The 11,921-nt window shown below is 64.5% G+C and carries 9 protein-coding genes and 1 tRNA gene; 4 read left to right on the top strand and 6 right to left on the bottom strand.

Annotated elements, in window-relative coordinates; all coding sequences use genetic code 11:
- A partial coding sequence (locus CRO22_RS17040) for a Z1 domain-containing protein (RefSeq protein WP_097071359.1) occupies nucleotides 1-1,994 on the top strand: 1,994 nt, incomplete at its 5' end.
- Entirely contained in the window at nucleotides 1,991-2,971 is a 981-nt protein-coding gene (locus CRO22_RS17035; protein WP_176518682.1) for a PD-(D/E)XK motif protein, read from the top strand. The genes CRO22_RS17040 and CRO22_RS17035, both read left to right, overlap by 4 nt.
- A gap of 271 nt (nucleotides 2,972-3,242) precedes the next feature.
- Here CRO22_RS17035 and CRO22_RS17030 read toward each other — a convergent pair.
- From CRO22_RS17030 to CRO22_RS17005, 6 genes are all read right to left on the bottom strand, one after another.
- A tRNA-Ser gene (locus tag CRO22_RS17030) sits at nucleotides 3,243-3,332 on the bottom strand.
- An 89-nt stretch (nucleotides 3,333-3,421) separates the two neighbouring features.
- Nucleotides 3,422-5,950: a DUF3772 domain-containing protein gene (locus tag CRO22_RS17025; RefSeq protein ID WP_097071357.1), complete on the bottom strand. Its 2,529-nt coding sequence runs from the start codon at nucleotides 5,948-5,950 to the stop codon at nucleotides 3,422-3,424.
- Entirely contained in the window at nucleotides 5,947-6,975 is a 1,029-nt protein-coding gene (locus CRO22_RS17020) for a cysteine synthase A (protein ID WP_097071356.1), read from the bottom strand. The genes CRO22_RS17025 and CRO22_RS17020 overlap by 4 nt, the downstream gene beginning before the upstream one ends.
- Before the next feature lie 56 nt (nucleotides 6,976-7,031).
- On the bottom strand, nucleotides 7,032-8,168 hold the full coding sequence (locus tag CRO22_RS17015; protein WP_176518681.1) for an NUDIX domain-containing protein: 1,137 nt from the start codon (nucleotides 8,166-8,168) through the stop codon (nucleotides 7,032-7,034).
- Nucleotides 8,169-8,203: 35 nt separating this feature from the next.
- Nucleotides 8,204-8,680 carry a TrgA family protein gene (locus tag CRO22_RS17010; RefSeq protein ID WP_097071354.1) on the bottom strand — a complete coding sequence of 159 codons (477 nt, stop codon included), beginning with the start codon at nucleotides 8,678-8,680 and terminating at the stop codon, nucleotides 8,204-8,206.
- Nucleotides 8,681-8,790: 110 nt separating this feature from the next.
- A complete protein-coding gene (locus CRO22_RS17005; RefSeq protein ID WP_097071362.1) occupies nucleotides 8,791-10,224 on the bottom strand; it encodes a cryptochrome/photolyase family protein in 1,434 nt (477 codons plus the stop codon).
- 159 nt (nucleotides 10,225-10,383) lie between these two features.
- Between CRO22_RS17005 and CRO22_RS17000 the strand changes: the two genes are divergently transcribed.
- Nucleotides 10,384-11,436, top strand: a complete 1,053-nt coding sequence (locus tag CRO22_RS17000) for an ABC transporter substrate-binding protein (protein ID WP_097071353.1) — start codon at nucleotides 10,384-10,386, stop codon at nucleotides 11,434-11,436.
- Nucleotides 11,437-11,576: 140 nt separating this feature from the next.
- The gene (locus tag CRO22_RS16995; RefSeq protein WP_141399468.1) at nucleotides 11,577-11,918 is read left to right on the top strand and encodes a CU044_2847 family protein; all 342 of its coding nucleotides are present in this window, start codon (nucleotides 11,577-11,579) and stop codon (nucleotides 11,916-11,918) included.
- The last annotated feature ends 3 nt before the right edge of the window (nucleotides 11,919-11,921 follow it).

Raw genomic sequence — 11,921 nt, 5'->3', positions numbered from 1 at the left:
TGACGCGGAAGCGTGGCGGCCCGGAGGGACACGCAGCCGCAGAAACTCCCGATCACGGAAGATCCTTCTCGTCGCCTGACTATTTCAGCAACCTGCTAAATCAGTCGCACGAAAGGCTCGAAAAGGATCTGAATGTCCACGCAGGTGAGGGACTGCCGTCTTGGAAAATACAGAAGAACGTTCAGGCCACTGACGCTCATGACGAGCAGTCTATCAGGCAGGCCATCGAAGCATGGCAGGACGACGAGCTTGAGGATGATGAACGGCCAACACTAATTCTGACCGTGCTAAAGCAGCGGCAGAGGCTTCAGAACCTGACAAACCTGCTCCGAAGGCTGGATCTCCAACGCGTGCCAGTCCTCGTAATTGACGACGAGGCAGACCAAGCTAGCCTGAACACACGTGTTCAGCAGGGAGGCGAAAGCGCCACCTATACTAGGCTCCGCGAACTCCGGGACGCGCTGCCATGCCACACTTACCTACAATACACCGCCACGCCGCAGGCACCCCTCCTAATCAACATTGCAGATGTATTGTCACCGGATTTCCCCAAGGTGCTTGACCCCGGCGCGGACTACATCGGCGGCCAGGAGTTCTTCGCTCCCGGCTCTCCCTACATCAGGGACATCCCCCCGCAAGACATCGCCCCCGGCAACGACCCACCGGAAAGTATGCTTGAAGCGGTGCGAGTCTTCTTTGTCGGTCTCGCTGCCAGCCTGATAAGAGATCGGCGGCGTCGCTCCATGCTCATTCATCCGTCTCGCTTGCGCGCAGACCATCGACAGGTCGTGCAGTGGGTGACTGAGGCGAAAACGACGTGGCTTACGGCGCTTCGCTTGCCGGAAACAGACCCTGACATGATTGAACTGGTCGACGATTTCCGGACCGCTTACGAACACTTGGCTACAACCGACGCGGATCTGCCTTCGTTCGAGGATGTGCTCGCCAAGCTTCCTAGGGCACTCCGGCAGACGACCATCATTGAGTTCAACACGAATGGCCGTCCAAGAACGCCGGAGATCAACTGGCGTGACGCCGAGGGCTGGATCTTGGTCGGCGGGCAAGCCGTCGACCGAGGCTTCACCGTAGACCTCCTCACGGTCACCTACATGCCCCGTGGTGTCGGCGTTGGGAACGCCGACACACTTCAGCAGCGGGCGCGTTTCTTCGGATACAAGCGCAAGTACCTAGGGATCTGCCGAATCTGGCTCGAAGCGGTCACACGATCGGCATTCGAGGGATATGTAGAGCACGAGAACCTGATGCGGCGGGAACTGAAGCTCCTGGAGACCAAGCAAGGCGGCCTGAACAGCTGGCGACGCCGCTTCATCCTCGACAGCACTCTCCAGCCCTGCAGGCGCAACGTTGTTTCGGACACCTATTTCAGGGCGACCCGTGCGGGCGGGTGGACTCAGCAGAAGGGGGCGCTCATTTCTAGCGACCTTCGCAACAGAAACGCCGAACTGCTGGAAGCCTTTGCTCAGGCGTTCACCTTCACGGAGGATACCGTGACATATCAGTCGGCGGAGGACAGCCAAAGGCACTTCGTAGCACGGGAAGTCCCGATTGCTGCGGTCATCGATATGCTTGCAGAGTACAGACTGGAGGATCCACGCGATACCGCCCAGTTCACCGGCATGCTTGTGACGCTGGGCGAGGCTCTCCGCCAGGCTCCGGACACGGTAGTTGCGGTCTATCGAATGCGACCCAACGCAAGCGGCTCTCGTCGTACTATCTCCGCGTCGGGAACTCTCGAAAAAGGCTTCCTGCAGGGTCCCACAAGTCTGGCGAGAGGAGGAGTAAACTACCCGGGCGATACCGCATTCAACATGAATGATCGGCCGACCATTCAACTCCACCGCTTCGACCTTTCTTACACCGATCAAGGGCCGATTGAGGCTAGCTCAGCCCCGCTCCTTGCTACGCATATTCCTTCGCACCTAGCGAGGGAGTGGCTAGTTCAACTGCAAGCTGGACAGGTGGATGCCGATTGACCAATCGACTCGCTGACCTGCTTGAACGGTTGGCTCGGCCGGATCAGGCTGGCACGTTCAGTGTAATCCCAGCTTCTTCAGAAGCAGCATACTATGTTGGACGAGACAGCTCCGGTGGCGCGGCACTGCTGATCCGGACCATGGGCGTCTCAAACCGTGTCCCTTTGCTCCTCGCAGGCATCGAGGCGCGATTCAGCGTCGCCTGCCGGATTGAGGAGCCTCACCGCGACGTACGTACTGAGAATCTGACGGTCGTCGCCTGCAGGTCGCGGGACCGCTCGGTCGAGCAATACTTTATTACAACAATGGAATTCCTCGCCTCGACACTCGGCGCGCATCCGACGGTGGCAGCAGTTGCAGAGTTGGTGGACCGCGTTGTGGACCTCTTTCAGCGGCTTGCCCAGCCGCCAAGGAAGCAAGTCGTCGGCCTGGTTGGCGAGCTGCTCGTAATCCGGGCTGCCGTTGATCCCGCCGCAGCCGTCCGCGCCTGGCGAGTCGACCAAGACGAGCGCTACGACTTTGCGGTTGGAGCTCTCCGTCTCGATGCGAAGGCCACCACCAAAGACCGCCGAGCACATGAAGTTTCATTCGAGCAAGCTAATCCTCCACCGGACACGACGGGGACCCTAGCTTCGTTCATCGTTCAGCCGTCCGGAGGCGGCATCTCAATTTCAGAGCTTTTATCTGATATCGAGGCACGCATTCAGGTTCACGACCTGATCCTCAAACTTCGCACCGTGGTGGCCGATACACTGGGACGCGACATGCAGTCGGCGCTCAGTTGGTCGTTCGACCTTCAGCGCGCAACCTCCTCGATGCGGATTTTCGACGTGAGTACGATCCCGGCCATCAGGGGCCCACTACCGGCAGGCGTGTCAGGGGTGCGATTTCTCGTCGATCTCGCGGGTTGTCGCCAACTCTCCAGGGCGCGGATCGACGCGCTCGTTTCTGCTGAACGGGCGCTGCTGCCTCCTTGAGGCCTCGGAACCTCGCTATTCGGCGAGGCAGCGAATGCCACCGGCATCGAAGTGTTCAGCCCGTTTTCCACGAAAATCATCTGATTTCAGACACCTAGAGGCTAAGCACCAAATCGGCGCAGTCATCAGGTCCGGAGAATATCGGCCCTGAGAGACCGCTTTCGGGCCACCTGGCGGCAGCGGCAGTGCTCAGCCCCGCCCGCATAACCCTCGAAAACAACGGAAAAATCCGGCCACAGCCGGACCCTGAGAACGCTTTCGCGGGGGCAAGTGGCGGACGGGAAGGGATTCGAACCCTCGAGACGGTTCCCCGCCTACACACTTTCCAGGCGTGCGCCTTCGACCACTCGGCCACCCGTCCACCGGCGGGTTTAGCGGCAAAGATGGGCGCTCGCAAGAGGGCAAGCAGCGCAATTCGTCTCCGTCGCCATGCCGTGCCGCTCCGGCAGATCAGCGCGCCTCGCCGCCGCCCTCGCCATCGTCCCCCTCGTCGCCATCCTCGCGGCCATCATTGTCCGAGAGCCGTGCGATCCCTTCGCCCGGCTCGGGCCGGGCGGCAACAAGCCCGGAGGCGGGGGGCGGATCGGCGCGAGGCGCGGCATTCGCGGCCCCCTCCCCTGCCCCGGAGAGCAGCGTCTCGGGATTGCGGATCCAGATGTCGCGCTGGGCGAACGGGATCTCCACGCCTTCCGCGGCAAAGCGCTCGGCGATCTGATGGTTCATCTCCGAGAGCACGCGCAGCTTGAAATTCACATCCGAGAGGATCGCACGGATCTCGAAATCCATGCTGTCGGCACCAAACCCCATGAAGAGCGCGAAAGGTGCGGGCGTCATCATCACCAGCGGATGCGCCTGGGCGATTTCGGTAAGGATCTTTTCCACCTTGCGCGTGTCGGAGCCGTAAGCCACCCCCACCGGCACCACCAGCCGCCCGGTCTTGTTGCCGCGCGTCCAGTTCGTCACCGACCCCGAAATCAGATCGGCATTGGGCACGATCACATCGGTGCGGTCAAAAGTTTCCACCACCGTCGAGCGCACCGAGATGTTCTTCACGATGCCCTGATAGCCGCCGACCTCGATCCAGTCGCCCTCGGAAATCGGCCGCTCGATCAGGAGGATGATCCCGGACACGAAGTTCTGCACGATGGTTTGCAGGCCAAAACCAATCCCGACGGAAAGGGCCCCGGCCACGATCGCGAGGGAGCTCAGGTCGATCCCCGCGGTCGAAATCGCCACCAGCGCGGCACTCGCCAGGCCGACATAGCCGATCCCCGAGGTGATCGCATTCTGACCGCCCTTGTCGAGCGTGGTCTTGGGCAGGATCGTCGATTTCAAGGCGCCCTGCAAAAGCCGGGTGAGCGCGTAGCCGATGCCGAACACCACCGCAAAGGTGATGAAGGAGGTGGGCGAGATCCGCACGCCCCCCACCGCGATCCCGTTCTGGAACGAGGTCCAAAGTTCGAGCAGATCCTCGATGCGCGCGCCCCAGATCAGCGCGAGGATCGGCAGCGAGGCAAGCGCGATCAGAAAGCCCCCGAGCACCGGCAAAAGCGCATCGCGCCGCGCCTCCTGGCCCCGCGCGAGCGTGACGTAAAGCTCTGCGAGGAAGCTCTGCACCGTTGCCACTGCGGCAAAGAGGCCGAGCGAGGCCACCGCCGGCCAGACCAGCGCATCGGCGGCGCTGACATAGCCGATGACGCCGAGCACCGGGCCCGCGAGTGCGATCAGCAGCAGCGCCGTGCCGAGCCAGCGCAGGAGCTGACGGCGGAAGGCGCCATCTTCCCCGTCGATATTGGAGGTGATCTTGCGGCGCAAAAGCTGCCCCATGCGGAACAGCCCCACCGCGGCAAAGATCTGCAAGGGCGCCTGCAACACCGAAAGCGCGGCATCGGCGCGTTCGGCGACCGCCTGCGCCTGATCTGCCGCCAGATCGCTTGCCCCGCCGAGAAAATCCTCGGCATGGGGTGCAATCCAGAGCAGCAAAAGCTGATGCGCGGCGAAGGCGAGGCCGAGCGAAACGGCATGGATCCGGCCTTCGGCGCGCCCCTCCTCGCCGAGGCTCAGCGCGCTTTCCACCCCTGGCCGGGCCGGAAAGATCCGCGAGCCAAGCCACCAGGCCATCAGCACGGTAAAAAGGAACACCGGCGCATCGCGGAAGAGCTCGGTCAGGATCGGGCCGAAAAGCGAGGTCTGCTCGACCGCGATGACAAGGAGGTTCGCGCCCAGCACCGGCACCACCACCTGCCCGAGCGAGACAAGGCCGGAGATCAGGTTGCGCCCGCGCATCGCCGTTTTGCCCAGAAGCCAGTCGGTCGCATGCATCATCCAGCGCCGTCCGCGCGCGAGCAGCACGAGCGCGGCGAGCACGAGGCCGATGATCAGCGGCGCATTGGTGCGCAGCTCGTCATAATTGACGGGCTGAGTGAAGCGCCAGCGGGTTTCGTCGTAGATCCAGGCCCCCATCCAGCGCATCAACGAGGCGGCAGCGGGCCAGTTCACCGGGTTCGCCACCGAAGGCGAGAGCCGCAGCAGCTTGTCCGCCTGACGCTCGCGGACGAGCTTGTCGATGGTGCGGATGATGCTGTCGGCGCGGCTTGCTGCCTCGGTCGCGGTGATGCCGGGGGCTTGCAGCTTGGAGAGTTGCTCGGTGAGTTCGGTGCGGCGCTTGGCGATCAGCGCATCTTCCGTGGCGCCGTCCTCGGGGGCGGGCCCAAGGGCCGCGATCTGGCTTTTCACCGTGGCGATCTGGTCGGCATTGGCATCCTGCTCGGCAGTGAAGGTGGTGCGCCATTTGACCATCTCGGCGCGCATCTCGCTCAGCGTGGCATCGCTGGCGCTCGCCTTGGCAACCGCTTCCTCGACCTTCTGCGAGGCCTTGGTGAAGGCCTTGATGTCATTGGCCGACAGCTCGGCCATTGCCGGCAGGGCCAGCGCAAGCGCAAGCATCAGCGCAAGCGCGCGCAGGATCGTGCGGCTCATGCGAAAACCTCCGGCAGGCCGCGGCCCGGGCCGGGCGCGCCTCCCGGCAGCGGCAGGCCCTTCTCGCGCAAGAACGCGGGGTTGAAGAGTTTTGACTGGTAACGCGCACCGTGATCGCAAAGCAGGGTGACGATCATGTGCCCCGGCCCCATCTCGCGCGCCATGCGGATTGCCCCCGCGATGTTGATCCCCGAGGAACCGCCGACACAAAGCCCCTCTTCTGCGAGCAGATCGAAGATCAGCGGCAGCGCCTCGGTATCGGGGATACGGAAGCTCATGTCCGGCGTGAAACCCTCGAGATTGGCGGTGATCCGCCCCTGCCCGATCCCCTCGGTGATCGACGAGCCTTCGGATTTGAGCTCTCCCGTGGTGTAGAAGCTGTGCAGCGCCGCCCCTTCCGGGTCGGCCAGCGCCACTTTCACGCCCTTCGGTTGCAGCGCCATCGCCGTGCCCGCGAGCGTGCCGCCCGACCCGACGGCGGCAACGAAGCCGTCGACCGCGCCCTGCGTCTGCGCCCAGATCTCGGGGCCGGTGGTCTCGATATGGGCCTGCCGGTTCGCCAGATTGTCGAACTGATTGGCCCAGATCGCGCCACGGGGCTCGGTTTTTGCCAGCGCCTCGGCGAGGCGGCGGGAGTAATGGACATAATTGTTCGGGTTCTTGTAAGGCGCGGCGGGCACTTCCACGAGTTCGGCGCCGGCAAGCCGCAGCATATCCTTTTTCTCCTGCGCCTGGGTCACCGGGATCACGATCACCGTGCGAAACCCCATCGAGGCGCCCACGAGTGCAAGCCCGATCCCGGTGTTGCCTGCCGTGCCCTCGACAATCGTGCCGCCGGGCGCGAGTTGCCCCCGCGCCACCGCATCGCGGATGATCGAGAGCGCGGCGCGGTCCTTGACCGACTGGCCCGGGTTCATGAATTCGGCCTTGGCAAGGATCGTGCAGCCGGTGATCTCGGAGGCACGGCGCAGCCGGATCAGGGGCGTGTTGCCGATCATCGCGGCGAGGTCAGGGCAGAAGGTCATGGCGGTCCTTGGGTCAGGAAGGGTCACGCCCAGACTAGGGCGCAACCCCGCCCCCCTCAAGCCCCGAGCGCTTCGGCCCGCAGCCCCTCGCGCAACCGTGCAAGCCAGAGCGCCAGCACGATGAGCGGCCCGTTCTCCACTTCGCCCGTCTCGATCAGCGCCATCATCTCGTCGAAGGAAAGCCGATGGCTGCGGATGTCTTCCCCCTCGCACTGAAGCCCGCCAAGCCGCGGCGACGCCTCAGGAAGATCGCACAAACCTATGTAACAATAGAGATATTCAGACTTCGCCCCAGGCGATGGATAGTGCGAAGGCGCAGCGATGAGGCGGCTGAGCGTCACCCCCGCCTCTTCCTCCGCCTCGCGCCGTGCCGCCGCCTCCGGGCTCTCGCCCGCATCGACGCGCCCCGCCACCGCTTCGAGCGACCAGGGGTTTGCATCGCCGCGCGCAAGCGGGCCGGTACGGAATTGCTCGACCAGAAGCACGCGGTCGTGTTTCTGGTCATAGGGCAGGACCACCGTCGCATCGCCCGAGATGAAAGCGGCGCGGTCCAGGGTCGCGCTCATCGAGCCATCAAAGCGGCGATGGCGCAGCCGGTAATCTTCCACCGCGAAGAACTTCGCGTAAGGCGTGCGCAGGCTCTCGATTTCCACATCGTCAGCGCCGGGCTGAAAGCGCAGCTTCGCGGGGCGCGGCACGCCCGCGCGCAGCCGCGAGGCAGCGCGCACGCGGATCATCGGGTAGCGGCCCAGCGCCTGCTCCATCGGCACTTGCCCGCGCAGCGCGATCACCTCCGCCACCGCAAGCGTGGCGAGTGCGCCTTTCTCCGCGGCCCAGGCCGCGAGGCTCCAGAGCTGACCCACCCCCCAGCGCCCCGCCTCGGGCAAATAGACCCAGGCCTCGCGCGTCCGCCCCTGCGCATCGGTGACGGCAAGACGCGCCTTGGCGTAACCAATCTCGTACCAGTCAAGCAGTTCCGCCTCGGCTTCGGTGATCTCGGCCAGCCCGCCCTCGGCACCCGCCGGCCCCTCGACGAGCAACGGATAGCCCAGATCGGTGCCATCGGCATCGCGGGCGTGGCGCACTTCATAAGCGGAGAGCCGCGCCGGTTCGAGGGGTTTCGGCGCCCCCAGAACCGCCGCCAGAAGCGGTTCATGGCACAGCGTGCCATAGAAGAAATAAAGATCCGTCAATGCCTTGGCCCCATTTTGTGCGGGCGCGTGCAAGGCTATTTCCAGCGGCGCCACGCCCATTCGGAGAGGATAGCCGAAACCATGCCGCCAAGGAAGACCAGCGCGATCGCGTCGAAACGCAGCACCGCCGCGGCGCTTTTCATCCCCTGCGTGATCACGTCGAGCACTGCATCAAGGGGGTCGTGATAGCGGCCAAGCATCATGCGATGCATCACCTGCACCGCGCCCAGAAAGAGCACTGTCCAGATCAGCAGGTAAAGCGCCCCGTGCACGCCCCGCTCGCAGGCGCGGGCGAGGCCGTGGCCGGGGTTGAGGCCGATCACCCGCCAGCCGAGCAGGAGCCCGAACGAAGCCGCCACGCCCAAAAAGCCGCTCACCGAATCGCTCGAAGGGAGGTTCGGCACGGTCAGCAACGCGGCGAGAAACCCGGTCGCCGCCAGCCCAAGCGCGCCAAAAAGCTTCGCCGTGGTCGGCAGCTTCACCTGCGTATCGCGCAAAACAACCTTTTGCATCGCTTACTCCACCCTGCACAGGCTCCGGCAATATTCCGTTCATCGATAGTCTCGGGCCGCAATGTGGCACGAATCAGGATGGATCGTTGCCGGAACGGAAACGCTCTGTTTCAGCCCTCTTTCGCCCCGCGTGCGCCATAGGCCGCAAGCGCCCGCGCCCGCCCCTCGGCCAGCGCGATCAACGGCTCGGGCGCGCGCGCCCCGGGGACGAGCCCCCAGGCCTTCGGCACCGCCTCGAAAAAATCGCGCGCCGTCTCGGGCGCATGCCGGTTGCCTTCGGCCAGCCAACGGCGGCGATAGACGCTTTCGGGGTCGAATTTCTCCGCTTGGCTCGCCGGATTGAAAATGCGGAAATAGGGCGCCGCATCGGGGCCGCAACCCGCAACCCATTGCCAGCCCATCGCATTCGCGGCCGGGTCGTGGTCAATCAGGCAGTCCTCGAACCATGCGAGCCCGATCCGCCAATCGGTGAGCAGATGCTTGGTGAGATAAGAGGCGGCAATCATTCGCGCGCGGTTGTGCATCCGCCCCGTCACATAAAGCTCGCGCATCGCCGCATCGACGACGGGTTCCCCCGTCATTCCGCGGCGCCAGCGCTCGGCCGACGCGCTCTCTCCCGCCCAGGGGAAGCTGTCCCATTCTGCGCGCCAGTTCGCGCGCCCGAGATCGGGAAAGTGGAACATCAGATGCCAGGCGAACTCGCGCCAGACGAGTTCCTTGAGGAAAGTTTCGGCCCCCGCCGCGCCCTCTGCCAGCGCCCGCGCGCCCGCGTGCCAGATCTGTGCCGGGGAGATCTCGCCCCAGGCAAGATGTTCGGACAGCGCCGAGGTTGCCTGTTCCGCCAGAAAATCGCGCCGGTCCCTGTAAACGGCGATCGGGCCATCAAGAAAGGCTGCCAGCCGCGCCTGGGCCTCGGCCTCGCCGATCCGGGCATATTTGGCCACCACGGCGCCGCCGCGGCGCATCGCGCGGCCAAGGTCGAGATCTTCGAGCGTTTCGCCGCGCAAGGCTGGCCCCGGGCGCAGGCGCGTGACCGCGGGAAGCGGCGGGGCAACGGGAAGCCCGCGCACCGCCTTCCAGTAAGGCGTGTAAACGCGGTAGGGTCCGCCCTGCCCCGTCTGCACCTCCCAGGGAGGAAACAGCACCTGCCCGGGAAAGGAGCGCGCCTCCACCCCCGCGGCCTTCAGCGCGGATTTCACCGCGCTGTCCCGCGCGATCGCCTGTGGATCGATGTCGCGGCTCCACCAGACCGCCCCCGCTCCCGTCTCCGCAATCAGGGCACGCAGGGTCTCGAGCGCCGGACCGCGGCGGAGCGTGACCGGGCAGCCCAGCGCCTCAAGCCGCGGCAGGAAGGCCCGCAGGCCCGCATCGAGCCGCCAGCGCGGCGCCGCGCCATAGGCAGAGACGACTTCGTCGCACACAAAGACCGCCACCACCGGCCGGCCGGAACTGGCTGCGGCGCTGAGCATCGGGTGGTCGGCGAGCCGCAGATCACGGCGCAGCCACAGCAGGATCGGTTTCCCGGCATGAAGTTCTGGTGTCATCATGGCGCCTAACTGGGGCTGTGGCAGGCGTTCGGCAAGAGGTCCGGTTGCGAAACCCTGCCGCAAGGTCAAGGGGCGACCGCAGGGCAAAGTTTCACTTGTCCGAGCCCGGGGGCCGGTCTAGCGTGCCCAAAACCAACCAACAGGGAACCTCTCCAGATGAAGAAATCTTCAGTCCTGCTTGCTTCCGCCGCCGTTGCGCTGGCGTTTTCCGCCCCCGTGCGGGCGGCCGATCCGGGGCTTTTGGTGTTCGACTGGGCCGGCTTCGAAATCGACGGGCTGCTCACCGGTTACGTCGCCAAAAATGGCGACAAACCCACCTATTCCTTCTACGGCGATGACGACGAGGCCTATCAGAAGCTTGCTTCGGGCTTCAAGGCGGACGTCGCCCACCCCTGCTCGCAGATGGTGTCGAAATACCGTGACGCCGGTCTGATCGAACCCTGGGACGCCTCGAAGATCCCGGCCATTGCCGATATCGACCCGCAATACCTGCAATCGCCGATCTTCAAGGACGCCCAGGGGGTCTGGTTCATCCCGACCGACTGGGGCGCAGCCGCCATCGCCTACAACCCCGAGCAGGTTCCCGCCGAGGATGTGGCAACGCTTCAGGTCTTCAAGGATCCGAAATATGCTGGCCGGATCTCGCTGCCGAATTCCTCGGACGATGTCTGGGCGCTCGCCTATCTCGCCACCGGCGTGACCGACTGGACCAATGTGAGCGAAGAGCAGTTCCAGGCCGCCGCCGCCTGGCTGCGCGAGGTGCATCCGAACGTGCTCAGCTACTGGGCCGATCCGGCCGAGCAGGCGCAGACCATGGCCTCGGGCGAGGTGCTGATTTCGTGGTCTTGGAACGACGGTGTCACCAACCTGCGCGCCGACAATTATCCGGTCGCCTTCCAGCGCGAGCCGGTCGAGGGCTCCTCGACCTTCGTATGCGGTTATGTCAACCTCAAGGACGGCCCCGGCTCGGAAGAAAAAGCCTATGATTTCATCAACTCATGGCTTGCCCCCACCTCGGCGCGGGCACTTCTGGACAATATCGGCTATGGCCACTCGAGCCTGAAGGCGATGGAAACGATCCCGATGGAAGAACAGATCGAGGCGGGTGTCGGCCCGGTCAATGCCCCGATCCTGCCGCAGGTGCCGAACGATCCGGTGATGCGCGAACGGCAACTGGCCGAGTTCGAGAAGATCAAGGCCGGGTTCTGACCGGACATCAGAGCAGTTCACATCAGAGCAGTTCGGGGGGGCGCTTAGGCGCCCCCTTTTCGTTCCAGCCGCTCCTTCGCCAACGCGCAAAGCGTGCTATTCTGTCCAAACGGGATATGCCGAAGCGAATGGAGGATGAGATGGCCACGAATATCCAGTTGTTCGAGCTGAAAAGCGGCGCGCGGGTGGCGGTGGAGGTGCCCGCCGAGATGCAGATGCACAGTTTCGGCCGCAGTGACCGGCTCCCGGGGGCCGTGATCGAGGAGACCGGGCAGCGCTTCTCCGACGCACTCCAGGGCGTGCAGGATGCGGTCCAGGAGATCTTGCAGGGCTTCGCGAAAACCGTGGCTCCGGATTCGATGGAGCTAACTTTCGGGCTGAAGTTTTCTGCCGCAAGCGGGGTGGTGCTCGCCTCGGCCGATGCCGAGGCGGCGCTGACGCTCAAGGCGACATGGAAAAAAGCCGCTCCGGCCGAGGGCTGAGCC

Origin of the sequence: Rhodobacter maris (assembly GCF_900217815.1) — a bacterium.
GTDB classification, from domain to species: Bacteria; Pseudomonadota; Alphaproteobacteria; order Rhodobacterales; family Rhodobacteraceae; genus Rhodobacter; species Rhodobacter maris.
Note: the sequence above shows the minus strand (reverse complement) of the source record. Positions and strands in the feature narration are given on the sequence as shown.

What these genes read in the sequence shown, in the direction of transcription:
- CRO22_RS17025 (WP_097071357.1), bottom strand. Translation starts at nt 5,950, where the DNA reads ATGAGCCGCACGATCCTGCGCGCGCTTGCGCTGATGCTTGCGCTTGCG.
- CRO22_RS17020 (WP_097071356.1), bottom strand. Translation starts at nt 6,975, where the DNA reads ATGACCTTCTGCCCTGACCTCGCCGCGATGATCGGCAACACGCCCCTG.
- CRO22_RS17010 (WP_097071354.1), bottom strand. Translation starts at nt 8,680, where the DNA reads ATGCAAAAGGTTGTTTTGCGCGATACGCAGGTGAAGCTGCCGACCACG.
- CRO22_RS17005 (WP_097071362.1), bottom strand. Translation starts at nt 10,224, where the DNA reads ATGACACCAGAACTTCATGCCGGGAAACCGATCCTGCTGTGGCTGCGC.
- CRO22_RS17000 (WP_097071353.1), top strand. Translation starts at nt 10,384, where the DNA reads ATGAAGAAATCTTCAGTCCTGCTTGCTTCCGCCGCCGTTGCGCTGGCG.
- CRO22_RS16995 (WP_141399468.1), top strand. Translation starts at nt 11,577, where the DNA reads ATGGCCACGAATATCCAGTTGTTCGAGCTGAAAAGCGGCGCGCGGGTG.